General features: G+C 36.7%; 35 protein-coding genes and 2 pseudogenes. 20 read left to right on the forward strand and 17 right to left on the reverse strand.

Annotation, left to right across the window (positions count from 1 at the left end; all coding sequences use genetic code 11):
- Positions 1 to 127 precede the first annotated feature (127 nt).
- From ACUN28_RS04065 to yunB, 3 genes are all read left to right on the forward strand, one after another.
- Positions 128 to 1,519, forward strand: coding sequence for a bifunctional metallophosphatase/5'-nucleotidase (locus ACUN28_RS04065; RefSeq protein ID WP_080117812.1), 1,392 nt, complete (start codon positions 128 to 130; stop codon positions 1,517 to 1,519).
- Between the two features lie 65 nt (positions 1,520 to 1,584).
- Positions 1,585 to 1,887 (forward strand): YunC family protein, encoded by a 303-nt coding sequence (locus tag ACUN28_RS04070; RefSeq protein WP_000248463.1) that lies wholly within the window; start codon positions 1,585 to 1,587, stop codon positions 1,885 to 1,887.
- Between the two features lie 54 nt (positions 1,888 to 1,941).
- Complete coding sequence (gene yunB / locus ACUN28_RS04075) at positions 1,942 to 2,673, forward strand: sporulation protein YunB (RefSeq protein WP_016085696.1); 732 nt, start codon at positions 1,942 to 1,944, stop codon at positions 2,671 to 2,673.
- Between the two features lie 36 nt (positions 2,674 to 2,709).
- Here yunB and ACUN28_RS04080 read toward each other — a convergent pair whose 3' ends face one another.
- The gene (locus ACUN28_RS04080) at positions 2,710 to 3,693 is read right to left on the reverse strand and encodes a M23 family metallopeptidase (RefSeq protein WP_016085697.1); all 984 of its coding nucleotides are present in this window, start codon (positions 3,691 to 3,693) and stop codon (positions 2,710 to 2,712) included.
- A gap of 189 nt (positions 3,694 to 3,882) precedes the next feature.
- Between ACUN28_RS04080 and lipA the strand changes: the two genes are divergently transcribed.
- Positions 3,883 to 4,779 (forward strand): lipoyl synthase, encoded by an 897-nt coding sequence (lipA, locus tag ACUN28_RS04085; RefSeq protein WP_000166375.1) that lies wholly within the window; start codon positions 3,883 to 3,885, stop codon positions 4,777 to 4,779.
- A 20-nt stretch (positions 4,780 to 4,799) separates the two neighbouring features.
- Here the strand turns inward: lipA and ACUN28_RS04090 are convergent, their stop codons facing one another.
- Both ACUN28_RS04090 and ACUN28_RS04095 read right to left on the reverse strand, forming a co-directional pair.
- Positions 4,800 to 5,279, reverse strand: a complete 480-nt coding sequence (locus ACUN28_RS04090) for a YbaK/EbsC family protein (RefSeq protein ID WP_016085698.1) — start codon at positions 5,277 to 5,279, stop codon at positions 4,800 to 4,802.
- Positions 5,280 to 5,353: 74 nt separating this feature from the next.
- Entirely contained in the window at positions 5,354 to 5,908 is a 555-nt protein-coding gene (locus ACUN28_RS04095; RefSeq protein WP_016085699.1) for a histidine phosphatase family protein, read from the reverse strand.
- A 103-nt stretch (positions 5,909 to 6,011) separates the two neighbouring features.
- Between ACUN28_RS04095 and ACUN28_RS04100 the strand changes: the two genes are divergently transcribed.
- Positions 6,012 to 6,491: a hypothetical protein gene (locus ACUN28_RS04100; RefSeq protein ID WP_016085700.1), complete on the forward strand. Its 480-nt coding sequence runs from the start codon at positions 6,012 to 6,014 to the stop codon at positions 6,489 to 6,491.
- An 85-nt stretch (positions 6,492 to 6,576) separates the two neighbouring features.
- Here ACUN28_RS04100 and ACUN28_RS04105 read toward each other — a convergent pair whose 3' ends face one another.
- A complete protein-coding gene (locus ACUN28_RS04105; protein ID WP_016085701.1) occupies positions 6,577 to 7,392 on the reverse strand; it encodes a YhfC family intramembrane metalloprotease in 816 nt (271 codons plus the stop codon).
- Positions 7,393 to 7,477: 85 nt separating this feature from the next.
- On the opposite strand from ACUN28_RS04105, the gene ACUN28_RS04110 reads away from it, so the two are divergent.
- Positions 7,478 to 8,209, forward strand: a complete 732-nt coding sequence (locus tag ACUN28_RS04110) for a MerR family transcriptional regulator (RefSeq protein WP_016085702.1) — start codon at positions 7,478 to 7,480, stop codon at positions 8,207 to 8,209.
- Positions 8,210 to 8,247: 38 nt separating this feature from the next.
- Here ACUN28_RS04110 and ACUN28_RS04115 read toward each other — a convergent pair whose 3' ends face one another.
- Positions 8,248 to 8,826: a YhcN/YlaJ family sporulation lipoprotein gene (locus ACUN28_RS04115; RefSeq protein ID WP_016085703.1), complete on the reverse strand. Its 579-nt coding sequence runs from the start codon at positions 8,824 to 8,826 to the stop codon at positions 8,248 to 8,250.
- A 118-nt stretch (positions 8,827 to 8,944) separates the two neighbouring features.
- On the opposite strand from ACUN28_RS04115, the gene ACUN28_RS04120 reads away from it, so the two are divergent.
- Complete coding sequence (locus tag ACUN28_RS04120) at positions 8,945 to 9,247, forward strand: YutD family protein (protein WP_000435943.1); 303 nt, start codon at positions 8,945 to 8,947, stop codon at positions 9,245 to 9,247.
- 10 nt (positions 9,248 to 9,257) lie between these two features.
- On the opposite strand, the gene ACUN28_RS04125 is transcribed toward ACUN28_RS04120, so the two are convergent.
- From ACUN28_RS04125 to glpX, 4 genes are all read right to left on the reverse strand, one after another.
- Positions 9,258 to 9,779 (reverse strand): GNAT family N-acetyltransferase, encoded by a 522-nt coding sequence (locus tag ACUN28_RS04125; protein WP_016085704.1) that lies wholly within the window; start codon positions 9,777 to 9,779, stop codon positions 9,258 to 9,260.
- A gap of 11 nt (positions 9,780 to 9,790) precedes the next feature.
- Complete coding sequence (locus ACUN28_RS04130; protein ID WP_016085705.1) at positions 9,791 to 10,288, reverse strand: cytoplasmic protein; 498 nt, start codon at positions 10,286 to 10,288, stop codon at positions 9,791 to 9,793.
- A 373-nt stretch (positions 10,289 to 10,661) separates the two neighbouring features.
- The gene (locus ACUN28_RS04135) at positions 10,662 to 10,928 is read right to left on the reverse strand and encodes a DUF3055 domain-containing protein (RefSeq protein WP_000392613.1); all 267 of its coding nucleotides are present in this window, start codon (positions 10,926 to 10,928) and stop codon (positions 10,662 to 10,664) included.
- A 16-nt stretch (positions 10,929 to 10,944) separates the two neighbouring features.
- On the reverse strand, positions 10,945 to 11,916 hold the full coding sequence (gene glpX, locus ACUN28_RS04140; RefSeq protein WP_016085706.1) for a class II fructose-bisphosphatase: 972 nt from the start codon (positions 11,914 to 11,916) through the stop codon (positions 10,945 to 10,947).
- A gap of 147 nt (positions 11,917 to 12,063) precedes the next feature.
- Between glpX and ACUN28_RS04145 the strand changes: the two genes are divergently transcribed.
- The 4 genes from ACUN28_RS04145 to ACUN28_RS04160 all read left to right on the forward strand — a co-directional run bounded on the left by ACUN28_RS04145 (position 12,064) and on the right by ACUN28_RS04160 (position 14,733).
- Positions 12,064 to 12,504, forward strand: coding sequence for a DUF86 domain-containing protein (locus ACUN28_RS04145; protein ID WP_016085707.1), 441 nt, complete (start codon positions 12,064 to 12,066; stop codon positions 12,502 to 12,504).
- Between the two features lie 79 nt (positions 12,505 to 12,583).
- Positions 12,584 to 13,216 carry a helix-turn-helix transcriptional regulator gene (locus tag ACUN28_RS04150; protein ID WP_016085708.1) on the forward strand — a complete coding sequence of 211 codons (633 nt, stop codon included), beginning with the start codon at positions 12,584 to 12,586 and terminating at the stop codon, positions 13,214 to 13,216.
- 108 nt (positions 13,217 to 13,324) lie between these two features.
- Positions 13,325 to 14,089, forward strand: coding sequence for a TIGR01457 family HAD-type hydrolase (locus ACUN28_RS04155; RefSeq protein ID WP_016085709.1), 765 nt, complete (start codon positions 13,325 to 13,327; stop codon positions 14,087 to 14,089).
- A gap of 113 nt (positions 14,090 to 14,202) precedes the next feature.
- Positions 14,203 to 14,733, forward strand: coding sequence for a hypothetical protein (locus tag ACUN28_RS04160; RefSeq protein WP_016085710.1), 531 nt, complete (start codon positions 14,203 to 14,205; stop codon positions 14,731 to 14,733).
- A gap of 34 nt (positions 14,734 to 14,767) precedes the next feature.
- On the opposite strand, the gene ACUN28_RS04165 is transcribed toward ACUN28_RS04160, so the two are convergent.
- A complete protein-coding gene (locus ACUN28_RS04165) occupies positions 14,768 to 15,349 on the reverse strand; it encodes an NAD(P)H-dependent oxidoreductase (protein ID WP_000683428.1) in 582 nt (193 codons plus the stop codon).
- Positions 15,350 to 15,966: 617 nt separating this feature from the next.
- Here ACUN28_RS04165 and ACUN28_RS04170 point away from each other — a divergent pair.
- A complete protein-coding gene (locus ACUN28_RS04170) occupies positions 15,967 to 16,446 on the forward strand; it encodes a GNAT family N-acetyltransferase (RefSeq protein WP_016085711.1) in 480 nt (159 codons plus the stop codon).
- Positions 16,447 to 16,466: 20 nt separating this feature from the next.
- On the opposite strand, the gene ACUN28_RS04175 is transcribed toward ACUN28_RS04170, so the two are convergent.
- The gene (locus ACUN28_RS04175; protein ID WP_000665100.1) at positions 16,467 to 16,958 is read right to left on the reverse strand and encodes a phosphatidylglycerophosphatase A family protein; all 492 of its coding nucleotides are present in this window, start codon (positions 16,956 to 16,958) and stop codon (positions 16,467 to 16,469) included.
- Positions 16,959 to 17,078: 120 nt separating this feature from the next.
- On the opposite strand from ACUN28_RS04175, the gene yutH reads away from it, so the two are divergent.
- Complete coding sequence (yutH, locus tag ACUN28_RS04180) at positions 17,079 to 18,080, forward strand: spore coat putative kinase YutH (protein ID WP_016085712.1); 1,002 nt, start codon at positions 17,079 to 17,081, stop codon at positions 18,078 to 18,080.
- A 58-nt stretch (positions 18,081 to 18,138) separates the two neighbouring features.
- On the opposite strand, the gene ACUN28_RS04185 is transcribed toward yutH, so the two are convergent.
- Together ACUN28_RS04185 and ACUN28_RS04190 are read right to left on the reverse strand one after the other, a co-directional pair.
- Positions 18,139 to 18,354, reverse strand: coding sequence for a hypothetical protein (locus ACUN28_RS04185; RefSeq protein ID WP_016085713.1), 216 nt, complete (start codon positions 18,352 to 18,354; stop codon positions 18,139 to 18,141).
- A gap of 194 nt (positions 18,355 to 18,548) precedes the next feature.
- Positions 18,549 to 18,785 (reverse strand): NifU family protein, encoded by a 237-nt coding sequence (locus tag ACUN28_RS04190; protein WP_000431159.1) that lies wholly within the window; start codon positions 18,783 to 18,785, stop codon positions 18,549 to 18,551.
- 195 nt (positions 18,786 to 18,980) lie between these two features.
- Here ACUN28_RS04190 and ACUN28_RS04195 point away from each other — a divergent pair, with 195 nt between their 5' ends.
- The 4 genes from ACUN28_RS04195 (at position 18,981) to ACUN28_RS04210 (ending at position 21,741) form a co-directional block, all read left to right on the forward strand.
- Positions 18,981 to 19,289: a YuzD family protein gene (locus ACUN28_RS04195; RefSeq protein ID WP_016085714.1), complete on the forward strand. Its 309-nt coding sequence runs from the start codon at positions 18,981 to 18,983 to the stop codon at positions 19,287 to 19,289.
- A 52-nt stretch (positions 19,290 to 19,341) separates the two neighbouring features.
- Entirely contained in the window at positions 19,342 to 20,136 is a 795-nt protein-coding gene (locus tag ACUN28_RS04200) for a nucleotidyltransferase domain-containing protein (protein WP_016085715.1), read from the forward strand.
- A 121-nt stretch (positions 20,137 to 20,257) separates the two neighbouring features.
- On the forward strand, positions 20,258 to 20,926 hold the full coding sequence (locus ACUN28_RS04205; RefSeq protein ID WP_016085716.1) for a hypothetical protein: 669 nt from the start codon (positions 20,258 to 20,260) through the stop codon (positions 20,924 to 20,926).
- A gap of 11 nt (positions 20,927 to 20,937) precedes the next feature.
- Positions 20,938 to 21,741 carry a hypothetical protein gene (locus tag ACUN28_RS04210; protein ID WP_016085717.1) on the forward strand — a complete coding sequence of 268 codons (804 nt, stop codon included), beginning with the start codon at positions 20,938 to 20,940 and terminating at the stop codon, positions 21,739 to 21,741.
- 2 nt (positions 21,742 to 21,743) lie between these two features.
- On the opposite strand, the pseudogene ACUN28_RS04215 reads toward ACUN28_RS04210, so the two are convergent.
- Together ACUN28_RS04215 and ACUN28_RS04220 are read right to left on the reverse strand one after the other, a co-directional pair.
- A pseudogene (locus ACUN28_RS04215) lies at positions 21,744 to 22,200 on the reverse strand (DUF4304 domain-containing protein).
- A gap of 24 nt (positions 22,201 to 22,224) precedes the next feature.
- Positions 22,225 to 22,695, reverse strand: a pseudogene (locus ACUN28_RS04220) (SMI1/KNR4 family protein).
- Positions 22,696 to 22,784: 89 nt separating this feature from the next.
- On the opposite strand from ACUN28_RS04220, the gene ACUN28_RS04225 reads away from it, so the two are divergent.
- From ACUN28_RS04225 to phnA, 3 genes are all read left to right on the forward strand, one after another.
- Positions 22,785 to 22,952 (forward strand): hypothetical protein, encoded by a 168-nt coding sequence (locus ACUN28_RS04225; protein ID WP_016085720.1) that lies wholly within the window; start codon positions 22,785 to 22,787, stop codon positions 22,950 to 22,952.
- 254 nt (positions 22,953 to 23,206) lie between these two features.
- Positions 23,207 to 24,001 (forward strand): DUF2628 domain-containing protein, encoded by a 795-nt coding sequence (locus tag ACUN28_RS04230; protein WP_048894609.1) that lies wholly within the window; start codon positions 23,207 to 23,209, stop codon positions 23,999 to 24,001.
- 234 nt (positions 24,002 to 24,235) lie between these two features.
- On the forward strand, positions 24,236 to 24,577 hold the full coding sequence (phnA, locus tag ACUN28_RS04235; protein WP_000212737.1) for an alkylphosphonate utilization operon protein PhnA: 342 nt from the start codon (positions 24,236 to 24,238) through the stop codon (positions 24,575 to 24,577).
- Positions 24,578 to 24,683: 106 nt separating this feature from the next.
- On the opposite strand, the gene ACUN28_RS04240 is transcribed toward phnA, so the two are convergent.
- Both ACUN28_RS04240 and ACUN28_RS04245 read right to left on the reverse strand, forming a co-directional pair.
- Positions 24,684 to 25,481: an ABC transporter permease gene (locus ACUN28_RS04240; protein WP_016085722.1), complete on the reverse strand. Its 798-nt coding sequence runs from the start codon at positions 25,479 to 25,481 to the stop codon at positions 24,684 to 24,686.
- Positions 25,465 to 26,124 carry an ABC transporter ATP-binding protein gene (locus tag ACUN28_RS04245; RefSeq protein WP_016085723.1) on the reverse strand — a complete coding sequence of 220 codons (660 nt, stop codon included), beginning with the start codon at positions 26,122 to 26,124 and terminating at the stop codon, positions 25,465 to 25,467. The genes ACUN28_RS04240 and ACUN28_RS04245 overlap by 17 nt, the downstream gene beginning before the upstream one ends.
- Positions 26,125 to 26,256 lie beyond the last annotated feature (132 nt).

Raw genomic sequence — 26,256 nt, forward strand, 5'->3', positions numbered from 1 at the left:
GCGAGTACAATGTAAAATAGCAAGAAAAGACGAAAAGTATTTACAGGATTATTGCGTACGTGTAGCGTAAATGGCAGTAAGGAACTGAGAGGAGGTTTTTTCTCTGAATATAAATAAAGAAACAATCATCCACCTTTATCATACAAACGATATACATAGTCATTTTGAAAATTGGCCGCAAATTTCTCGGTTTGTACAAGGAGAGAAAAAGCGTAGACAGGAAGCGGGAGAGACCGTTTTGACGGTTGATATCGGCGATCATGTGGATCGTTTTCATAGTATTTCGGAAGCAACAAATGGGCTTGGCAATACGAAGCTTTTAAATGAGGCGTTATATGATTATGTAACAATCGGAAATAATGAAGGAATTACGTTAGCGAAGGAGCATTTGAATCGTCTATATGATGATGCTGGGTTTGAGGTGCTCGTCGCGAATTTATTTGAAAAAGAAGGTGTGCGTCCAGATTGGGCAAAGCCTTATAAATTACATACAACGACAGATGGGATTACGATTGCCTTTATCGGGTTAACGGTTGCGTATCCAGAGTTTTATCATATGCTTGATTGGCATATTGAAGATCCGCTTATCCATTTAGAGTCTATTTTAGAAGAAGTGCGAGATGAGGCTCATATTACGGTTGTCCTTTCTCACCTTGGAAAAAGTATGGATGAGTATATGGCGGAGCATTATGATATAGATGTTATTTTAGGGGCACATACGCATCATTTATTTGAGCGAGGTGTTCTTATGAATAATACGTTACTTTGTTGTTGTGAAAAGTGGGGACGTTACGTTGGGCACGTTCAGCTTACTGTGGATAAAGAGACGAAGAAGCTGTTGAAAAAGGACGGTAGAGCGATTAAGACAGAACGTTTAGGTGCTTATAGCAAAACGTTATCCACAATTGAAGTGCTGCAGGAAGAAAGTAAACATATTATGGAAGAGCCTGTCGTTCATTTAAAGGAATCATTACCGATCGATTGGTTTCATGAGACTTCATTTTCGCACATGTTAGCAAATGCACTGAAAACGTGGTGCAGTGCTGAGATTGGAATGGTGAACGCTGGTGTACTTCTTGAAGGATTAGAAGAAGGTGTTGTGACGCGCGGAGATATTCACAGAATTTGTCCACATCCAATTAATCCATGTCTATTAAAAGTACCTGGGAAAACGTTAAGAGAAGTTATTTTGAAAGCACGTCGTCCGAATATGGAGAACCTTGAGGTAAAAGGATTCGGATTTCGGGGAAAAGTGATGGGGAAAATGATTTACGCTGGTGTAGAAGTCATTCCAGATACGATTCCTGGGAACAAAATTTTACTGGAAGATGTATTGATTAATGGGGAATCGCTGGAATTAGATCGCATATATACGGTAGGAACGATTGATATGTTTACATTTGGATACTTATACCCAGAGCTATCCACACTTTCTGACAAACAATATTATATGCCAGAACTACTTAGAGATGTGTTAACAGACATGTTGATAACTCATACATCTTCCGTCAAACTATAGGCTAGTTAACTTGTAACACTCATTTTTCTCTTGTCATACAGATAAGAAAGAGAGGAGTGTGAACTATGGTTAATGTGGAGCCAATTATAATCGATAATTATACGTTTATTGCGGTTAGTGTTAAACTTCCAAAGACAAATTTGCTAGCTGTAATGAGCGATAAAGGATATATTATGTGCGGTGCATTAGATGTAGGTCTTTTAAATGAGAAGTTAGGTGATCGAGGAATTATTGCTGGCCGTGCGGTTGGTGTAAGAACGATTGAACAACTTCTTGAAGCACCGCTAGAATCAGTAACGATTGAAGCTGAAGCTTTAGGTATTACGGCCGGCACAATCGGAAAAGAAGCACTATTAAAAATGAGATAAGCATATATCGTCCCTCCTTCTTGCATAGAAATAATATAAGAAGGAGGGTTTTTTATGAGTATATTTCGTTCGAAAAAATCGCGGTTTCGAAGGGGGCCCATTTCCTTTCGGTACATACTGCTTATGTCGTTTATTCTTTTTATCATATTACTAGTACAAGGATTATGGATTGTGAATAGCAGCATTCAGCCGACATTAATTAAATATGGGGAAGTAGAGACGCAAAAAATGGCGACAGCAGTTATGACGAAGGCGGTAAAAGACAGAATTGATGAAGGGTTCGATGTCGATTCATTAATGAAAGTACAAAATGATAAAAACGGGAAAGTATCCACAATTAATTTAAATACGAAGCAAGTAAATGAAATCGTAACGTCAACGACCACATACATAGAAAAATATTTACAGCAAGTAGAACAAGGTAATTTGAAGGGGCTAGGTATTTCTGAAAAAAATGGGGCAACGATGGTAGTTCCTTTTGGTCGTGTGACGGATAATGCGCTTCTTGGAAATATAGGACCCGATATTCCAATTGATTTCACGACGATTGGTCATGTGAATACGGATATTAAACAAAAAATTGAACCGCACGGAATCAATACGACAGCGATTCAAATTATTATGGAGATGGAAGTCACGTTGCAAGTCATTATTCCATTTCATACGAAAGAAATAACAGTAAAACAAGATGTTCCGATTGCGACGCGCATTGTTCAAGGGGAAGTGCCTACTTATTATGGGAGTGGGAGTGTTGTTGTACCTGATAAAAAGAAAACGGATAGTTAGATGTATATAAAAAATAACCGTAGCAATATGCTACGGTTATCGTTTTGTATTCGCGCGTTCTTTTCGCTCCCAAAGACTTAAATGCATGTATGGATCGAAAGCCCATTCTGTATAACCATTGTCTTTATACATACCAAAATGTAGGTGGGGCGGGAATTTTCCAGCTGTGCCAGGAGGGCCGTAACCGGTGCTACCAACAAATCCGATTACTTTTCCAGGCTCGACAATTTGTCCAAGCTGTATTTCTTTTGAGAATCCGCCTAAATGAGCGTAATAATGATAATTATTATGAAGGTCGCGAATCCCGATGCGCCATCCGCCAAGACGGTTCCAGCCTTTTGTTTCAATAATGCCATAGCAAGTAGATCTTACTGGTACGCCATAGCCTGCAAAAATATCGGTTCCTTCATGAATTCGTCTTCCCCCAAAACTTCTTCCAGCGCCGAAAGTACTACGGTAGCTATGGTCACTGCGAATAGGAAGAGGAAAAGCATTTCCTTCTAAATTAATACGTCCATAATGTTTATAAATACGGGCGTATTCGGTAATTAAATCAACTGTTTTCGCACGTCTATAATATTCCCAAAGCATAATGTGAATGCGGTCTTCGGACGTTCCTTGTTTCTTTAAAATCGTTGCTGCTGTATGCAGAAGGTCACGGTCGTTATTTGCATTTGCAAATCCATCTTTGTCACCATCTAAACCCATCCCGCCAAATAGAGAAATTGTATGGGGGAGAGTGTCGTTACCATTAACGGGTCCAGCCCATATTTCTGGTTTGAAATAAAGGGAAATGATGGCATCTGGTTTTTTTGGAATATCTTTTCTTACGCTCCGTATATTTCTTTCATATTGATCCATTGCAGCTAAGTAATACCACGGAATGCCTGAAGATTGCTCGGTTTCTTTATATAGTGCCATGCGCTTTTCGTATATGCTTTGCTGATTATCTTCACCGTAAGCGATGTTTTGGTGAAGAAGAAAGCAAATCGAAAGCAAAAGAGAAATTTTTCGAAGCATGAAATAGACTCCTTTCACAACATCACTCTTTTTAGTGTGGGATATACGGAGTATTTCATTATAGGGAACGATTGGAAAAAATCTTAGAATCTTCATTTGAGCAAATCGCTTTCATACGTTAGAATAGATATGTTACATTGAAAGAAGCGAACACGGTAAACTATTTCATATTGTGCGGAGTTGATAACCATGACAAAACAAACAGAATATAAGCGCAAGCCCGAATGGTTGAAAATTAAGTTAAACACGAATGAAAACTATACAGGCTTAAAGAAAATGATGCGTTCTAAGAATCTTCATACAGTTTGTGAAGAGGCGAAATGTCCGAATATTCATGAATGCTGGGCTGTAAGAAAAACAGCAACATTTATGATTTTAGGTGCGGTTTGTACACGTGCTTGTCGTTTTTGTGCGGTTAAAACAGGCTTACCAACTGAGCTTGATTTACAAGAGCCAGAACGCGTAGCAGATTCTGTAGTACAAATGGGCTTAAAGCACGTTGTTATAACAGCGGTTGCACGTGATGATTTAAAAGACGGCGGAGCAGCTGTTTTTGCTGAAACAGTACGCGCTGTTCGTCGTAAAAATCCATTTACGTCAATAGAAGTATTACCATCTGATATGGGTGGAGTAGAAGAAAACTTAAAAATGTTAATGGATGCAAAACCAGATATTTTAAACCATAACATTGAAACAGTACGTCGATTATCTAACCGAGTTCGCGCTAGAGCAAAATATGACCGTTCATTAGAGTTTTTACGTCGAGCGAAAGAAATGCAGCCTGATATTCCAACTAAATCGAGCATTATGGTGGGCTTAGGTGAAACGAGAGAAGATTTAATTGAAGCAATGGATGACTTACGTGCAAACAATGTGGATATTTTAACTCTTGGACAATACCTACAACCATCTAAGAAGCATTTACCAGTTCTTAAATATTACCCACCAGCAGAATTTGCAGAGCTTAAAGAAATTGCACTTAGCAAAGGCTTTAGCCACTGTGAAGCTGGTCCACTTGTGCGTTCTTCTTACCATGCGGACGAGCAAGTTCGTTCTGCGAAAGAAAAAACAGCAGAAGCAAAATAATGAAAAAAGAGAGCTAATTATTAGCTCTCTTTTTGTTTGAACTCTAAAACAGTATTTGTGCACGTGAATAAAATCTTTTTTAATTCCTCTGTGGATAATTCAATTGTAAATTCAGGTACACCAGGTGTAATTAAAATTTTATCGTACGTATAAATAGCACTATCCACAATAATTGTTACACTTTGTGAATAACCGAAAGGAGCTACACATCCTGGTGCGCAACCAGTTTTGTCTCGCAGTTCATCAGGAGAACAGAGAGATAAGCTTTCTCCAGTTATTTCTTTCATCTCTCCCCGGTTTAGCCTTGTGCCCTCTAACGTGAAAAATACGTAATAATCTCCAGACTTTGATTTTAAAAATAAGCTTTTACTTGGAGTGCCTTGTAAGCCAAGCCTTTCACGTACGATACGATCTGTTTCATAATCGAGTACTGGTTCGTGTTCAAACTTTTCGTAAGAAGCATTTGTTTTATGTAGTAAAGCAAGTACATCTTCGTACATATGGAGTGATACCCCTTTCTATTGTTAGTACAGTTTCTTCTCGTGGCGTCAACTGAATATGTTGGAAAGAGATATTACTTGGACGGTGCTTCCCATAATCGTTTTAGGACACATTGTTCATCGATTGTAATTTCGTAAATATCAGGATTCGTTAGAGCTCGCCATTTATTAAAGCCAATCGTCTGATCAAAGTGCCTTAAAATGAGCGTAAGTAAGTTTCCATGTGTAACAAGTAGCGTTGTAGTATGGTTTAATTTTAAAACGTCTTGGATAAGCGATATAGCACGGTCCGTTGCTTGTTTTGTTGACTCTCCGCCTGAAAAGGCAATATCTATATTTGTAAAAGTAGACTCTAGTTTCTGCATCCAATCATCCATTGGAACGTCGCTTAATATGCGTTCAGCTAATCTTTCATCTTCTTGAATAGACAAGTTAGCTTGGAGCGCATAGGGCCGTATAGAATCGATAGCTCGCACAAATGGGCTTGAAATAATATGATCTATTTGTGGTTGGTCTTCTAAGAGGAATGTAGCAAGGGTGTTTGCTTGATTTTTTCCTGCAATTGTTAACTCGGCATCACGTTCTTGTCCAGCGGCTGAACAATGTCGTATTACAATTATTTTCTTCATAATTCATCCCCATCTTTCAAGTTGACGCTATATACTTCGACAAAAGTGGAAATAATTCCTTTTTATTGGAAACGGCATATTGATTTGAATAGGTGGAAAAGTAATGTGGATAATAGAAAATCGAGGTACAATGATGAAAAAAATGATATGTATCGTATTCATGATTTGTTTTCTTACGCAATTGTCCACAACATATGCACAATCCAATCAAAAGTTAGATTATCCAAGTAATCGAAATAAGCCATTTGTTAGTGAGGATGTGTTTTACGAACAATTAGATAAGAAAATTTATAAAGAATATGAAAATGCAGCATACAGTGTTCGAAAAAAAGTCTTATTTAAAGAAGTGCCCGATGAAGAATCTTCTTTTAGGCAAAAAACAGCCGTGGGTTGTCGGAGTGAAGTGGTGCTTCAAGATTCTTTTGTTCACCCTGATCGCCAAGTTTATTTTTTCGCTTCCTTTTCTCAAAATGAAGTAGAAGAGTTTCATAAGTACATTGTTATAGATGCAGAAACAAAGAGGGAGTTACAAGCGGGAAAAAGCTATCGTCATTATGATAATCCATATAGAGTAAAACCGTAATCAGTGAGGTTTGTCCACTGATTATTAGTCTTACTGTCCGTAATAACAGGTAAAAAATAAACCACCAATTTTGGTGGTTTATTTTTTACTCCGGCACACTCATTAATTTCGCTTTCATTTTACGAATAAGAATGACAGCACCGATTGTGAAGAGAAGGGTAATTCCTTCTGCAACAAAGATGTTGATTGTTTTTGTTTGATAAAGTGCCGCAAAAAAGTCTACAAATGCGTGGAATAATACAGCGTACACAAGGAAGATATATTTCTTCTGTTTTACTGCGTATAAGACAAGCATTGTAAAGGCGATTTGCAGCACGAGTGCCATAATTCTTTCGAAGCTACCAAGGAAGTATAAGTAGGCAGGTTGCTGAATTAACATGTCCTGTAGGCGGCTTAGCTCTGGCATTTTTTCAACCATTTGAGCGAAGCTACCGCTGTTAATTGAATTCGCAAATATAAGTGCTTGGAATGCAGAGAATCCGCCAACTAAAATGGATTCTATCCCGCCGTGACCAATTCCATAAGCAAAACCATCTTTATATTCTTGATATTTTTTTAGTAGGAAAAAGAAGGCAACGAAGCGTCCTAATTCTTCAAAAATACCAGCAGTTAGTCCACCATACAGTGCGAAGACAAATGGATTTTCTAAAATTGGAGCGATTGCTGGATTACCGCGCATAAATAGGTGGAATGGTGTTTCGAGAATTTGGGTAAATCCGATAAAGATAAGAACACCAACACCGACCACTTTCCAATTAATATTATATTTTTTACGGAAATAAACGAGTACAATAATTGGGACCAGAATCGAGACAATGAGTTGAAAGATGATGCTGGCAATTACAGTATTTGAAACCATATTTTCACCGCTTTCTAATATATGTACATATCTATTATGCATGAAATATTTTATAAAGAAAATGAATTTACTTATTGACTCTAACGTTGCGTCATACTTTATCGTATGTACTAAGGGGGAGATACACATGACAATGAAGGTAAAAGAAGTAGCTAATTTAGTTGGAATTAGTGTGCGCACACTGCATCATTATGATGAAATCGGGTTGTTAACCCCAGACGAGACGACAGAGTCTGGATATCGTCTGTATTCCAATGAAAATTTAGAGACATTGCAGCAAATTTTATTTTTTAAAGAGCTAGGCTTCCCTTTGAAGAAAATTAAAGAAATTATCATGAGTCCGTCATTTGATCGAGAAGAAGCACTACAGCTTCATAAGAAAATGCTTCTTGAAAAGCGTGTAAGGTTAGATAAAGTGATTGCGACGATTGATAAAACAATTCAGCATACAAAAGGAGAGATTGAAATGACGAATAAAGAGAAATTTGAAGGATTCGATTTCAGCCATAACCCATATGAAGAAGAGGCACGTGAAAAATGGGGAGATGTAGCTGTAGATAAAGCGAACGAATATGCAAAAGGTATGTCAAAAGATAATCAAGAAGAGTTTAATACGATTTACAGAAATTTAGCGGCGCTTAGACACGGCGCACCTGATTCTAAAGAGGCGCAGGAAGCAATTGGAGTATGGTACGATTACTTGCAAAACTTCGGTGAATATTCATTAGATGCTTTTAAGGGCCTCGGCCAAATGTACGTCGCTGATGGGCGCTTTACAAAAAATATCGATAAGTTTGGCGAAGGGTTAGCGCAGTTTATGTGTGATGCGATGGAGGTTTATGCAGATCGTAAGAAATAGTAAAAAAATAAAGAAGGTGGAGGTTTTCTCCACCTTCTTTATTTTTTTATCATATCATTCAAAGTCTGATCCCCTGTATTGTTCAAATGAGGGTTTTTACTCATTTCACGCTTTAACATATCGAGGCTTTGCGTATATTCTGTATCATTTAATGCACCAGATTGAAGGCCTTGAATTTGAGAAATCAACTTTTGGTCTGTTGATACATATGCTTTATAATAGCGAGGGACGATGGACAAAGCAGTTTTATATACTTGATCCGCTACAAGTTTCGGATCCGTTGTGTTTGCACGGTATACAACAAATACTTCATCATCGGTAACGAGCGTAGCAGCGTTTGTAACGTCAGGAAGTTTGACTGCCATGCTTGTAATCATTTCAGCGACTTTCTCACGGTTAATGGCTCCTACTTGTTTGTTAGATACTTCATGCTTTTGTTTAGATGAATAGCCGACCCTTGTAAGCCGTGTATTTGTATTTTCCGTATGATACATGTCGTTTTTATTGGAAACAAGAACACGGCTTCCTTCTTCACGTTCCATTTCGGCTTTATTATTTGTTTGACAGCCTGCAAATAAGGAAAGAGTGAGAAGAGAGAGTATAATTTGTTTTTTCACGATGTATCACCTCCTTCTCCATAGCATGCACTAATTTTCAATTTTTTGTATTTGAAATTGTTGGTTGGTATGCTTTGTGATACGATAAAAAGAAGAATGCTTAGAGAGGAAGTTAATGATGGAGCAAAAGCAAGAGATTCATGCTACGGTGAGCATTAATAATGTTCAGTACGAAGTAATTAAAAACTTTCGTGACGGTTTTAGTGAAGAAGCATTTAAAGAGCGCTATGCAGAAATTTTAAATAAATATGATTACATCGTTGGAGACTGGGGTTATGAGCAACTTAGATTGCGCGGATTCTTTGATGATAGTAACCAGCGTGCGACATATGATACGAAAATTAGTACGTTAACGGAGTATTTATACGAGTACTGTAACTTCGGTTGTGCACACTTCGTATTACGAAAAGTGAAGAAATAAAAAAATCCTCTTACGATTGTAAGAGGATTTTTTCATAGCAGTTATACCAATTATGAGGAGGCTGTTTACTGGAAAAATAAACAGCACCTCGGCAAATATAATTGTTCTTTTCGTATAGGTTTAATGAAATCGGATTTCCTGTAAAGCAATCTAGGCGTATTCCTTTGTAGCCAATCCGTCTTGCTTCATTTTCCCAAAAGGATAAAAGTAATTTGCTATATCCTTTTCCTTGTGTAAGTGGATGGATGACGAAAGAATGGACGATAAGAAAGCGACCGTCTGTTTCTGACCAGTCAATAAGTGCGTATTCAGGAGATTGCCATTCATTTAATACAACAGCGCCAACGAGTGAATCATGCTCAAATAGGCAGTAAAGTTCATCTTGCACTAAGTGATAGGAAATATGCTCTCGCGTAGGGTAAGAATCGTCCCATTGATAAATCTGATTTTGTAAGAGTACTTTTTTACATTCCGTATACATTGCATCTAATTCGTCTAATAAATCAATCGTTCCTTTTCTCACATTTAACATGAGATTCCCCCTCATAAACAAATCGAAATAGAATCGCCTTCAGAAAGTATGGTATTTGGCTTCATTTGTTGTCCGTTTAATTGAATATCCCCATTTTTAATTTTATCCACAATGAGTGTACGGCTCCATTCGGAAATATATGTGGATAAGGCTTTATCCATTCGGTGGGAACCGAAGACAATGTCTAATACAACAGTGATTTCCGCTATGCCACTTTCTTTATGCTTTGTAATGGAAATGGTAGTAGTTGTTTCTATTTGATCTTGCTGCTTTATATCGACTGTCTCTACATGATCGGTAAAAGCTTTATAAATACGAAGTTTTTGGTTCCAAGTATGATCTTTGGGGCATTTATAAATGGCAAAGCGGTATATATTTTTTCCATTGGCGTTATGCCTACGAATATTCGTATCAGTAAATAGGGTAGTGCGTCTGCAATTTTTACAATACTTTTCGATTGTGTTTTGCTCGTTTTCATATAAACTCCAAGAAAGTTGTACTTTCTGCATGTTCCTTCACCTCTTATAGTAGTGGTAAAGGAACGTAATACAGCTATTTGGATGTCTTGTAGTATGAAGACATGAGAAAAAGACAAAAATAAAAGGAGGTTCCCCAAAGAGGAACCTCCGTAAACATCATACTACAGATGCATTACGTTCCTTTGTAATGGGAATGGGCAGACTACTCCCTTGAAAAAGCGTGGTGCTTTTTTGAGAGTAATGCTATCCAATTGCTGGTCCATTACAAAGTAAATGTTGGCATACGTAGATAACGTCCTTTCTATCCAAATAGATTTATTCTTAATTATAACACAGAAGATTGAAAATTCAAAACTTTTGTGATGAAAAAACACCAGCTAAAATAGCTGGTGCCTACGATAAATTATATAAGTTCAAATAAAAATGAGCGTAATTCTTCTGCAATTTCTTCAGTCATAGAAAATGCGTGCTCTAAGTAGCCTGGTTCGTTTAAATCGTCAGGACCGATGATTGCAAATTTATTACTTTGCATATCAAGTACAATTGTTTTACCGTAATGACGATCGGAGTATAGTAGCGCTAAATCATGACGCTCATTTTCTCCCATAAAGCTAACGAAACGAGTTTTTGTAGCGACTGTATCGTCGTACAGAAAGAAACGTTCTTCCATACACATGGCTCCTTTATTAAATATCTAAGTTTAAGTGTGGTTTATGATCTAAATGGTGATGCGTTTTAATGAATCGTACCGTTCTTGTTTTGTAACGCATTACGATAGAGTATGTTTCAGCTAAATCTCCGCCAAGGAATTTAACACCGTCTAATAACTCACCAGCAGATACACCAGTTGCTGAGAAGATTGCATCATCCCCAGATACTAAGTCATCTAACATAAGAAGTTGACGAGGGTCTTCTAATCCCATTTCACGACAACGAGCTTCTTCTTCTTCGTTCATTGGAACTAAGCGAGCTTGCATTTCACCTTCAAGGCACTTTAATGCTGCTGCAGAAATAACACCTTCTGGAGCTCCGCCAATACCTACGAATAAGTCGATACCTGTTCCAGGTAGTGCTGTTGCAATTGACGCACCAACATCACCATCACCAAATAATTTTACGCGTGCACCTTTTGCACGAACACGGTCAATAATATCTTGATGACGTTCACGTTCTTGAATGATAACTGTTAGATCGCGAATCTTTTTATTGTTAGCTTCTGCTACAATTTCGATTGTTTTTTCAATTGGATCATCTAAGCTAATTTTGCCAGCTGCTTTTGGACCAACCGCGATTTTTTCCATGTACATATCAGGAGCATGAAGAAGGTTTCCTTTATCTGCGATTGCGATAACTGCCATTGCATTTGCAAGACCTTTTGCAACGATGTTTGTACCTTCTAATGGATCAACGGCGATATCTACTTCTGGACCGTTACCTGTTCCTAGTTCTTCACCAATATATAACATCGGTGCTTCATCAAGTTCTCCTTCACCAATTACAACTGTACCTGCCATGTTTACTGAATCGAACATATCACGCATTGCTGTAGTTGCTGCATCATCTGCTTCGTTTTTCTTTCCGCGGCCCATCCACTGTGCGGATGCTAATGCTGCTGCTTCTGTTACACGGACAATTTCTAGTGCGAGTTCACGTTCCAAGATTCCATTCCTCCAATTTCAAAAATCATACAAATATAACTATAACAAATAACGGAGAAAAGGTGAATTCGAAAAATTGTCGATTTTTTCAGAAGAAAGCGTTACAATTAAAATGTAAATGCTTTAATTTCCAGGTAGGTGACATTCATGTATTTTGTAGACAGAAAGAAAATAGAACAAATGCTAGTATGTTTAGAACGAGCAACAAGTACATTTCAAGAGAAAAAGATATATGAAACCGAGTTTGAATTTTACGCATTAGAACGTATAGCTCATCTAATTATTGATTGTGTATTAGATGTAGGGAATGCGATGATTGATGGATTTATTATGCGCGATCCGGGAAGCTATGAAGATATTATTGATATTTTAATGGACGAGCGAGTGATAAGTGCAGAAGATGGACAAGGGATGAAAGAAATTATCCTTCTTCGAAAAATGCTTACGCAAGATTATATTCAAATGAATCATGATGAATTATATAAGACGATTCAAAAATATATTGCAGTGGTAGAAAAATACCCAGCAAATATTCGCAGTTATTTAGAGAAGGAATTAGGACCTGTATCTGCATTTGTACCAGAATAATTATGCTTATAAGATCCCCAGGACTACTTTTTGGGGGTCTTATATTGTATGTGAGAAAGAAAAGGGAGAAGGGTGAAGCATGGGGGAAGCACGTACGACGAAAGATGAAATTGTGCAATTGTTGAAAGTAAAGGGAGAGCACACGGTAGCAGAACTAGCTGACGTTTTAGAGATTACAGAAATGGCGATCCGAAGACATTTAAGTAATCTTGAGAAAGATGGTTTCATTTATTCCAAGATGGTAAGGCAACATGTCGGAAGACCTACTTATTTGTATGGATTAAGCGAAAAGGGAGAAGATACATTCCCGAAGGAGTATAAGCAATTCGCGATTGATATGCTAGAAGATTTAGCTCGAATGGGCGATGAAAAAATACTTCGTCACGTTTTAAAAGAGAGAACGAAGCGAATGGAAGAACAGTTGCAAAAGCGAGTGAGTAATCAAAAGAATTTAGCATATAAAGTGCAAGAGATAGCGGCTATGCAAGAGAAAAATGGTTATATGGTTCAAATCAAGAGAGATGGAGAGAATTCTTTCGTAATTGAAAAACAAAACTGTCCGTTAAAGGAAATTGCAGAGAGATTCTCGCAAGTATGTGAAGATGAAAAAGAGATGTATGAGCGTTTATTTGCAGGTGCAGATGTGAAAGCGTTAGCAAACATGTGCGAGGGCGATTGTAGTTGTTCTTACCAAGTAAAAGAGAAAAAATGAACGTTATGGGGCGCTTTAAGGTAAAGCGTTTTTTTCTTTGGAAAAAGCGGGTAATATAAGAGTGGTATGATAGATGAGAACGTTAGCATAGAAGGAGAGACATAATCGATGTATAAAGGTTACTTAATTGACTTAGACGGTACGATGTATCGCGGAGAAGAACAAATTGAAGAAGCGAGTGACTTCGTAAAAGCATTAGGAGAGCGCGGTATTCCTTATTTATTCGTTACGAATAATTCAACACGTAAACCAGAACAGGTGGCAGAAAAACTTGTTCGTTTCGATATTCCAGCGGAAGCAGAGCAAGTATTCACAACGAGTATGGCAACAGCGAACTTCATTTATGAACGTAAACAAGACGCAACTGTATATATGATTGGTGAAGAAGGGTTACATGAGGCACTTGTGGAAAAAGGATTTGAACTTGTGGATGAAAATCCTGATTTCGTTGTTGTTGGTTTAGATCGTGATATCACATATGAAAAATTAGCAAAAGCTTGTCTTGCTGTGCGTAACGGCGCAACGTTTATTTCCACAAATGGAGACATTGCCATTCCGACTGAGCGCGGATTATTACCAGGTAACGGTTCATTAACATCAGTTGTAGCAGTATCAACAGGTGTGGATCCAATCTTTATCGGAAAACCAGAATCAATCATTATGGAACAAGCTTTGAAAGTGCTTGGCATAGAAAAGAATGAAGCATTAATGGTTGGGGATAACTACGATACAGACATTTTAGCAGGAATAAATGCTGGTATGCATACGCTTCTTGTCCACACTGGAGTCACAACTGTGGAGAAGTTAACAGAATACGAAGTTCAACCAACGCAAGTTGTGCATAACTTGACGGAGTGGATTGAGAAGATGTAATGAAATGCAGGTAACCGGAAGAGGTTACCTGTTTTTTTATGCATAATTGCATATGTACTATAAGTATATAAAATGTAAAATTTAAATGTAATGATGTAAGGGGGAGAATAAGAATGTACTGGATGTCATGTATTATGTTTGTTTTTACATTATGTGTTTTGTTTTTTGTTCTACGGAAGATATATAAAATAAATGAAATGAAAAAAAGCGCAGGAAAACTCATTGCAATGTATCCTCGGGTGAAAAGACGTTGGATTGCATTACTTGGACCAGCATATTTCATTGGACAATGTATGTATATATATGCTCGGTACGTAAGTGGTGATATTGATACAGTTGAACAGTTTCTCATTCAGCTAGGTATTCATGCTGTAGCAAGTTGTTTTATGACTTTAATAGCCATCCATCTTATTAAAAGTGTACAAATATATGAAAAAGGTGTAGTAGACGGATTAAACTTTTATTCATATGAAGAATTGAAAGGCTATAAAACATCAACATGGGAAAATCCAAAAGAAAATATATTTTTATATCGCGGGCGAGAAAAAATGAATGACAATGTGAATTTACTTATTAGACAGGAAGATATGAATGAATTAGAAAGCATTCTTCAAAGATATATTCCGAAATTAATGATGAAATAAAAAAACTCCGGTTTTAACAACCGGAGTTTTTTTATTAAAATGCACGATTCACAACATCTTTAACCTCTTCAAGATATTGTTTACGCACATTATCATCCACAGAAGGGACACTTGTATAGAATGTATGCTCAATTGTTTCAATTCCTGTAAATTCAAAAATACCAACATCAGCTGTTTTCTTCATTGCGTCAAACATACCGCCTGCTGTGTATGCTTCTTTTGTATTTCCCATTGTAGATAATAATAAGCCTTTTTTATCGCTTAATAACTTCTCGATACCATTTTCACCGTAAGCATAAGCGAAGCCGTGGCTAAATACACGGTCAACGTATCCTTTTAAAATAGCAGGAAGTCCCGCCCACCAAACTGGGTAAATGAATGTAATGCTATCAGCCCAAGAGATATGCTCTTGCTCTTCTTTAATATCTTCTGGTGTGTTTCCTTGAGAAAATGAAATGAAATCGGAAGCGCCTAATACTGGATTGAAGTTTAATTCGTATAGATCGCGAACGCGTACTTCATGACCTTTTTCTTCTAATTCACTTTTTACTGTTTCTAAAATTGCATGGTTGAAGCTTTCTGTATTTGGGTGTGCATAAACGATTACATGTTTCATTGTTCTTCCTCCTATTTGTGGATATGTGAATAGTTTTTTTGTTTATGTAACTATTATGGTTACTTCTTTTGTGGAAGTCAAATAATACATATGTATGTATAAAAAGACGGCTAAAATCGTCTTTCTATACCCCGCTCATACAAAGAACAAAGAAAACAAATAAAATAATAACAATACCAATACCAAAGTTAAATACGAGAGTACTATCCATATATGTAACCTCCTTATTTGAATGTAAAAAGCACTCTAATCAAGAGTGCTTTTTATTTTGAATCTACTTCACAACTTTTAGAAAGGGGTTCATGTGTGTAAAGAGTTACATTATTTTATGTGTTTATATTTTGAAATGAGTAAGTCCTTGTGAGATATAAAAAAAAGACACTCTTTTGAGTGTCTTTCATGATGACAAAATGTGCCAATTGCTTGAGTTTGATAAGGCGCTAATATCCGTTTTAACGCCTTTTCTTTGATCAAGAAGTGTAGCAACAGCGATTCAATTAAATTGTACCATTTGTTTCATAGGCGCGCGTATGTAATTATGCATAATTCGATTGAAGGGAAATGAGGCACGAAAAATGAATGAGTATATATAGAATACTTGATTAGGAGAGAGAAGGATGGATATACATAAGTTAACGGTAGAAGAAGCAAATGAGATAAATACATGGACGTATGAAGAACCTTATAAATTGTATAGTTTTTCAGGTGAGGAAGAAGTAATAGAAGAATTATTAGATGGGACGTATTACGGCTGTTGTGACGATAAGGGAGAGTTTATCGGCTATTTTTGTTTTGGGGAAAATGCACAAGTGCCGGGGGGAAGAGATGCTCATTTATATGGTGGAGAAGATGTAATTGATATCGGACTTGGCATGAAGCCAGCGTTAACAGGGAAAGGGCTTGGAAAAATGTTTTTTCAAGCTGGGATAGCGTTTGCTGTTAAAGAATGTAAGCCGAAAACATTTCGACTTAGTGTAGCGACATTTAATACAAGGGCGATTACGCTATATAAAAAAATAGGTTTTCAACAAGGTCCTATTTTTTTGAGCCGCGGAAGAGAATTTATGCTCATGGAATACAAAAGACCGTCAGTATGAAACTGACGGTCTTTCATATTTCATTCCGAATGCTCAGCTCTATGCGCTAAACGGCTTGAAGCAGCGGCAGCAATTCCGCCAACGATATCATCAAGGAATGTATGCACCTTTCCAGATGATTTATCATTTAAGAATTCTAAAATACCAGGTTTTAATTTATCGATATATCCAAAGTTCGTGAAACCGATAGAGCCGTACACATTAACGATAGAAAGTGCGATCACTTCATCAATTCCGTATAAGCCTTCATCACGTTTTACGATATCTTGTAACGGCTCACTTAACATTCCTTTTTCAGCAAGAACATCGAGTTCGATACCAGTAATCAGTGCGTTTTGTACTTCACGTTTTGATAATACACGCTCAACGTTATAACGGCATTCTGACATCTCTAAATTTGGATGATATTTTTTTTGGAGAAAATGAACAAGCTCAGCAATATCGTCAATTGTTACACCGCGCTCTTGTAATAGTTGTAATGCTCTTTCTTGTAGTTGATTTGATTCTTTCATGTTTATCACCTTTTTTTCTTTTTAGTATTTGTATACGTTTCGTTGCTTTATCATGTGCATAGGAATGAAAGGCGAGCACAAGCTCATATATATAAAGAAAAACCATAGGTGGCGACTGCGATGATTCATCATATTTATGAGCATTATCATATGCATGTTAAAGAATTAATCCCCCTTGGCCCCTATAAAAGCTTTTGGATTCGCAACAAGATTTATGTACTTATTCCAATTGGAGAAATGGCGGAAGAAGTACTTGTAGAGATGAAAAAGCTCAGTGATTACATGAACCAGCAAGGGGATCTAACTGTAGCGACTTTCGTTCCGACTATACACGGCTACTATGTAAGTGAGATAGAAGAACAAAATTACTGCTTATTAAAAGGTATGCGTGCGTTAGAACGACATGCTACATCATTAGGAAGTGAGCTTTCTATATTCCATAAACGAGGTGCATTCTTTCCAGAAGAAATCGAGCAATTAAGCCGCATTGGTGAATGGAAAGCATTATGGGAAAAAAGGCTCGATCAATTAGAAAAGTTTTGGCAATCACAAGTGATGAACCACCCTACAGACGTATTCGATCAATTGTTTATTGAATCCTTCCCGTATTACTTAGGAGTTGCAGAAAATGCAATTCAGTATGTTGTCGATACAGAGATGGATGATACGCCGCAAATGACTGATGCAGCAACAATTTGCCAAGAACGATTTACACCCTTATTATGGCATCAAACGAAGCGTCTCAAACTTCCTTTTGATTGGGTGTATGATCACCCAACTCGAGATATGGCAGAATTAATCCGTTATATGATGATAGAAAAAAAGAAAGACTGGGAGAAAACAATCGTTCAATTTGTTACAGATTACGAACGAAATTATTCGCTATCCTCATTTGGTTGGCGCCTATTATTTGCAAGGCTCCTGTTCCCGCTTCACTATTTTGAAACAGTCGAACGATATTATCAAACTGGAAACGAAGAACAAAAAAGCATATATAGAGATCGCTTAGAAGCCATTTTACACGATGTGAACCGTTCTGAGCAATTTATGAAGCATTTTTATGGCTCACTTCGTTTACCGGTCGATAAGTTAGGAATTAGGAAATTAGATTGGCTGTCTTAAAATAAAAAAAGAGACCGATTGAGGTCTCTTTTTTTATACTACAATTGTATGTAATACATTATGCCCCTACCTGTTGATCTGCACATATATTTAAAACGAATTGATGCTTTTCGAGTTTTTCATTTACTTTACTCAATAATTCTTGCTGGATTTCTTTAAATAAAAATTGATAGCTCACATTCCATGTCGGTATAACGGATGAAAGGTCTAATAAATACTCTTTTTTCTTTTCTAGTTCTTGAATTGTTAAAAAAGTGTTCCCCATTTTTGGCATGTGTCGTCCCCCTATGTTTTTTACTTTATATGTGTGAACGATTCACTATATAGTATCAATTATCGCATTTTTTGAGAAGGATTTCCAATTTTGTTTTATGATGTTAACGCATAAGTGATACTTGAATAAAAAAAGAGACCCAAATGGGTCTCTTTCTAGCAAGCGATTCTGAACGAGCCGCTTCTGCTTTTAGATTAAAATACTTGTTCTACTTCGATAACGCCTGGTACTTCTTCAAGTAACGCGCGTTCGATACCAGCTTTTAGTGTGATTGTAGAACTTGGGCAGCTTCCGCATGCACCCATAAGGCGTAATTTTACGATACCTTCTTCAATGTCTACTAATTCAACGTCTCCGCCATCGCGAAGTAAGAATGGACGTAATTTATCTAATACTTCTAGTACTTGTTCTTGCATATGTGGGTTTTCCATTTTTATCGACTCCTTTCATCAGTTTTATTATAATCAAGATAGAGGGGAAAATCTATTTTTTCTCTTCTTGTTTTATTGTCGAAATATTTTTTCGTGTTTTTTCAGTATAGGGGTATGGAATAAGTTTGTAAAATGATGTGCTTATGTAATAAGACATCTGAATATGCTGTTGAAACAAGAAGTGGGGGAGAAGAAATGGTTAATGTGCAAGTGTATGGGACGAAAGTAATTTGTGCGAGCTGCGTTGGAATGCCATCTTCAACAGAAACGTTTGAGTGGATACAAGCGGCGATTGGTCGTAAATATGAAGGACAAGAAAATAAATTTAATTTCGAGTATATTGATTTTCAAGAAGAACAAGAAGATGAAGATAAAAAAGCATTTGCAGAACGTGTAGTGGAGGAAGATTTATTTTATCCGGTCGTTCTTGTAAATGGAGAAATTGTTGGAGAAGGAAATCCTCGTTTGAAGGATGTTTACGAAGAAATCGAGAAATATTTATAAAGTAGGAAGTCTTTGCGAATTTGCAAAGGCTTTTTTCATTGGAGGGATAGATGTGGAGAATGTAGTAAAGCATGTGTTACCAAAAGAAGTAGAGCAGTTGATGGAGCAGTACATAGTAGGGTTAAAAGAAATTTTCTTAGACGAAAAAATAGTCGGCGTATATATTTACGGATCTATCGCGCTCGGTGCATTTCATGTGGAAACGAGCGATGTTGATTTTGTTACGGTAATAAGTGATTCCGTGAATGAGGCTGAAAAACAACAACTTGTAGAACTACATAAGAAACTTAGTAGTAGTACGTTAGGTAAAAGAATGGATGGTATGTATATTCCGCTTGCTGATTTAGGGAAATACAATGATGAAATGAATGAGTACGTGTATTGTGCAGATGGCAAGGCGGATATAGGACATTGGGACATTAATGCGGTCACATGGTGGACATTGAAAAATCAAGGCATTACAGTTACCGGGAAAGAAGCGGGAGACCTTTCGTTTCAAATAGGGTGGGATGATGTAGTCAATACGATGAAATACAACGTAGAGCAGTACTGGAGTGGAAAGGCCAAGCAGCCATATTTATTCTTTATAGAAGAATGGGTAGAATCAGCGGTCGTTACGATGGGGCGTATTTTATATACACTAGATCATAAAACAATTGTTTCAAAAGATAGAGGGTTACAATACTTATTAGAACATTCAGCGGAAGAATGGGAGCTTTTATTAAAAGAAGTAGCGAGAATACGGAAAAACCCAAAAGAAAAGCGAATGCTCTCAAGGTGGAGAAGGGCAGATATGACGAAGAGGTATTTGCTGCACTTAATTGAGACGTGTAGAGAGAAATGGTAGATGAATGTAAAAGCATCCTTTATGCAAAGGGTGCTTTATTATTTTGAAATAATGAAAAATCACTTTACAAGAAATGAGAAATCGAAAGATAATAGACAAAATATGTGCATGGAGGAAGATGATGAGTAAATATAAATTACATATAAATAAAGAACAATTATGGAAAGGATGCATTTTAAAGTCGATTGCAGGCGCAATTTTTGCAGCGCATGCTCCTGATTTCTCACATGAAAGTTCATGGGATGGATGTAACTATAGTATGCAAGATACTCAAGGCGGACAAGGGACAATTACGTTTTATCCGAATTACACGATTGTATGTCTTCAAGACGTGAATAGTGAGCGAATTGATGAGTGGATTGATGCAGCAAATTATTTTGAAGGAGCACCTTCTGAAGTGATAGAAATTGCGAAAGAAGAAGCACTTCAATACGTATTAGAAGAAGTAGAAGGCGAAACAGTTCCTTTCATTACAACAGCTTTTTGGATTGAGGATAGCGGTGCGTATTCAATCGATTCATTTGAAGAAATGGAAGAGAACGGTGGATTTTTATTAGAAATTCCATTACTGGATAGGGGATCTGCAATAGAAAGATTGGAAGAAGCGTATGAGCTAACAGAGGAACAAATAGAGCTTTTACAACTCGTGTATGAGAGAAAAATCAAAAATCCAAATGAGGAAATTAAGTTATCTAAAGAAGAAGTAGCGATGATTGGAACGGATGATAGTGAAGGGTTAGAAGTTAGTAAAGCGTCGTTTGAAGAGATGAATATTATTTGGGAGTTGTAGGGGAGGATAAAATGTTTCCGATTGGTGATCAGCCGAAGATTACGAAAGACTTAGCAAGTATAGCTGGTGATTTAGAAGAAGTAGCGATTGAGGGGAAAACAAAAAATATAGAACGACTAGCATCTTTGCAAGTTAAAAAGTTATGGGTGTTCGCAGTAAATCAAAAGCAGTTTGATCATATTCTTACGTATGTTTGTCCCGATATATTATATGTTTACGAAATGAGGGTCGAGGATTTAAGTAGCCTTCAGAAATTGTCTAATTTACAACAGTTACATATGTGCTGGAATACAAAAGCGAAGACGTTATGGGATATTGATTATAATAAAAAACTCAAATCCTTACTAATTGATGATTTTTCTAAGTTAGAAGATTTAAGTGCTTTAAGTAAGTGCACACAACTCAATACCTTCTATATGGGTGGTGGGATAAATGCAGCGATGAAAGTACAAACTTTAAAACCACTCGCTGAATTACAGCAGTTGCAAAAGCTTACTTTGATGAATTTAAAGGTTAAAGATGATTCATTAGAACCGTTAATGCAATTGGAAACTTTAAAAGAGTTAAGCATATCTAATCAATTTAAGGTAGAAGAGTATGCAAAAATATCTGTAGCATTGCCATATACGGAATGTGAGTTTTTTAAACCTTATGTACATATGAACGATGCAATAGAGGGGAAAAATATAATGGTGACTGGGAGAAGAAGACCACTCCTTAATTCGAAGACGGATATCGTAAAGATGCAAAAATATGAAGAACAATTTAAAAAATTACAAGAGGAATATAAAGCACTAGTAGAAAGCACAATGTGAAATTACATTGCGCTTTCTACTAGTTTTTTCATATACATATCCACTTCATGAAAGAATACGGGCTCTTTTTCCTCGGTATTTATTTTTGTTAAATTTTCATAAGATGCCCACGTTTGAAACCAGTCGAAAATAGTAGAAAGGTAATTCGGAATGTCGATAGTTTCATGTGAAACATTATGCAATAACTGGTTCTGTTTCATATGTATAAGCTCTATTCTCGTTCGCAGAATGCAATCGAATATTGAAATGTTTTCTTTTATTTGTAATTGGTCCGTTATAAGCTGCGGGAGACCAATTGGATGAACTCCTATATGTATATAGAAGTTATCTCCAAACTGGCTTTTTTGTATATTGATAAGCTTATAAAATCCATTATCAGCTTTGAAAAAATGTATGTCTTTTTTTCTTAAATCCAAGCGGTTTTAAAGTAGCGTGTAAATTAATAATGAAATCTTGCACTATTGCGTACTCCTTTAGAGAGAATTACTCTTCGTCATAATCGTACGTAGTTAAGTTTTGTAAGAAGCTTTCAAAGTTAGGTGCTAATTCAATTATTTGCTCCACCTCATTATCGATAAATATAACTGGAGGATTTTCAGCTACATTTCAATAGTCTAATGCAATCCATGTATGCCCGTCCCCCGATAAAAGTACGAGATTCTCAGGCATTTCCCATTCTTGAATTAAATAACGGCTCTCTAAAATACTAGATTCATTTTCATCAAAAGAAATGCCATATAGGCCAGACACATTAACGTGATCGTCTGCCCAAGAATTTGGCTCTGAAGTAGGGTGAGCATCAAGGCGAAGTGTTCCTCCATTTTGTTCTTTTAGAAGGTTTATGTATGATTCCGGAAGCTTTACGTTTAGTACTTCTTCGGCTTTTTTTATTAGTTCTTCGTTTATGGGTGCTAGTTTTAAATAATCATTTTCTGCCCAAATGGTAGTCTTCATATTGGATCACCTCAAATAATAGTTTTAAGAATCTTATGTCATATATTATAGTTAGTTTGAATAACGAGCAATAGAAAGAGGGATAAAATATGGATGTATTCGAATACCTTGATCATGTGAATTCTAAAGAAGATTTGTTGGAGTTTCTTATATATCTCCAAAAGGATTTTAAAATGAATAAAGATGAATGGGAGCCTGAATGCATAGCGGAACGTATAGAGGATGTTATTGAAAAAGTTAAAGGTAGTTTAAAATAGTGGAAAATTAAGAGGATGTTTCAAAATGATTTTGGAACATCTTTTTTTATGCCTATGTAAAATGCTTAACTTAGTGTATTAAACGTATCATTCATAAGTATTTTAATATATTAAAAAGAAAAATGGAATAAGAAACGGGGAATTGTCGGAATATATTCGATTTCTGTTCATTTTTATGAAATATATGTCCTTTTTGTTAGATTCCTTCTTTTTCTTTCTATAAAATACATGTATGTAGAAAGAAGAAAAGGATGATGTACGTGAATGACACTGTTTTACAAGAAACAATTTCTCCGCAAGAATTACATAAAGTTGTTCAAAAGAATACAGCTTATTATGACTTTAAGTGGGGCAAAGTAGAAAATCCAGCGCAAGGGAATACGTGGAATTGGGTAGCCTTTTTCTTCCCAACGTTTTGGTTAGCTTATCGTAAAATGTATAAGTTGTTTATTATACTTACGTTATTGGCGATACCTAGTATCGTTGTAACTCCTTTTATAGATATTCCAGATGGGGTTTATTTAACATGTAGTTTAGTTCTTCAGTTAGGAACGATGATATTTACTGGATGGCAAGGAAACCGTTTATATTATAAGCATGCTGTTCGTGTTTTACATAAGGGAGAAAATATGCCAGATCATGAGAAGGCGTATTACCTACAATCAAAGGGGAGCGCTAGTTTTGCTGGTATGGTTGGTGTCCAGGTTATAGTTGGAATCGTGTTTGGTGGAGCTATGTTCGGACTCTCCCTTTTACAAACTGAGCCGAATATTAAAAATGTTGTTCGTTCAAGTAGTGAAGGTGTTACTTTAGAGATTATGACGGATAATCCAACTTGGAAGTTTGTGAAGAAAGAACAAGATTATGATGTAGTAGAATTTACTGGTTATGATTATACAGAGAAGAAAAACGTGAAAATTAAATTTGCTGTTTATTTTAGTGAAGACTATTTTGAATGGCAAGAAGTATATGAGAATAATAAGAAGTTAAGTGAAGATGAGCTAGAAGAGTATCAATTTTATATTGAGGAAAATGGATGGGGGCTCTAGTGAGAATTCGTTCATTTTGAAAATGAGAATCTTGTGAAGGTTCTTCTTTTTTATTGGAAACACCATACGAATTGAAATTTTGTAAAATACAATAAAAAATGAGAATTCCAGGTAGGCTTGTCAATAACGTGAGACTATGGCACTATAAAGAAATGCTATACAAATTTTATTTATCGAGATGTAAACATCAATTTTGATTTTTACGTATAAATAATGAACGGAGGAAATGAATTTATGGCTACTTTACCAAATTGTCCAAAATGTAATTCAGAATATACGTATGAGGATGGCGTTCTTTTCGTATGTCCAGAATGTGCTCATGAGTGGGGCCAAGAAGCAGAAGCTGAAAATAATGATGGTGCAAAAGTTGTAAAAGATGCGAACGGAAATGTTCTTCAAGACGGCGATGCTGTTACTGTCATTAAAGATTTAAAAGTAAAAGGAACTTCTTCAGTTGTGAAGATCGGTACGAAAGTAAAGAGTATCCGTCTAGTTGATGGCGATCACGATATTGATTGCAAAATCGACGGTTTCGGAGCGATGAAGTTAAAATCACAATTCGTTAAGAAGGCGTAAGTAAAAAGAGGAGGCGGGTAGCCTCCTCTTTTTTATTGTCATTTTTTTTTCGGTATAATTTCATTCAGCGCGAACAGTGCACCATTTACCGAGCAAGTAGTACGACTCACCGCGCACCATAGTCAACTTCTTTCAACTGACACCGCTTATTAAAGAAGGTCTTATATCCAAGCTGTAAGAAGATAATAACAGCGAAAGCGGTACTTCCTGAAATACCGAGTATGATGGCGATTTGATATTGAATGGCTGTAAATGGTGAAACACCAGCTAATATTTGACCGGTCATCATGCCCGGTAAGCTTATAATCCCCATTCCGACCATAGAATTGATTGTTGGCAAAATAGCAGAGTCAAAAGCGTCGCGTATGAGTGGAGCAGTTGCTTCTTTCGATGTTGCACCGAGCATAAGTGCTCCTTCAATTTGACCTCTTTGCGATTTCATGTTGTTTAAGAATGTATTTGCACCGAGAGAAACACCTGTCATTGCATTCCCAACTAACATTCCTGTAATCGGAACGATATATTGCGGCGCATACCAAGGATCATGTCCGATAATAACAAAGATAAATAGTAGTAATGGTCCAATTGATCCAGCAACCATAGAAAGGGCGGCTACTCGTTTTAATTCTTTAGACATTGGAATGTTAACTCGTTTATAAATATTAAAAATTGCAAAGGTAGTAATAGAAGTAATAAGAGCAATTGTATAAAATGGATTACTATTTTCAAATACGTATGTAAGGACATAGGCAACAAGTACGAGCTGAATCGTCATACGGAATGTTGCGAGCGCAATTTGTTTTTCACGCGGAATACCTTTTAATTTTACAAGTCCAATTAAAATAAGAATGAAAATATATGCAGCGGCAAGTTGCCAAATTTGGAGTTCAATAACGCCCTTCAACTGAGAGCACTTCCTTTCTAGTTGCACCGTTTGCTTTACTAATTTCAATAATGTCGTCTGCAATTTCTTCTGGAAGTTGTTGCGAGTGTGTGATGAAGATAACTGTTTTTTTCTTTTCTCTTGCCAGTATAGTGAATTGTTTCATAACGCGGCGTTCTGTATCACTATCTAGCGCCGAGGTTGGTTCATCTAATAAATAGACAGGTGGATCCATAAGTACGATACGTGCAAAAGCAAGTCGTTGTTTTTCCCCGCCTGATAATGAATCAGCGTTGTCTTCTAAATTTTTTTCTAAGCTAACAGTCGCTAATGCGCTTCGCAGGGCATCATCATTTGGAAATGGTTTTTCAGAAAGACGAAGTCCCATTAATAGATTGTCTTTAATGGTTCCATCGAAAATAGGTGGCGTTTGCCCAAGCATAACTACGTCACGTCGTAATTGAATAGGGGGATAATCAGAAATTAGTTTTCCGTTATATTCAATTGTGCCAGATGTTGGAGATTGTAGATCATTTAACATGCGGAGCAAGGTGCTTTTTCCACTCCCGCTCTCACCGATAATACATGTGATTTTTTCTTTTTGAATCTGTAAATAAGGAATGTGTAGTATATCTTTATAGGTAACGTCTTTTAATATAAACATAAATTGCTCCTTTCAGATTCTAGTTATCCCGCTATTTGCGGGCAGTAAGCCCCCACCTCAAAATTCAGCGAAAGCAAAGAAGTTAGGTGGGGGGCGGGCTGCCCGTAAAAGCCCGATTGGTGAGGGCTGATT

Source organism: Bacillus sp. WC2507 (genome assembly GCF_052656125.1).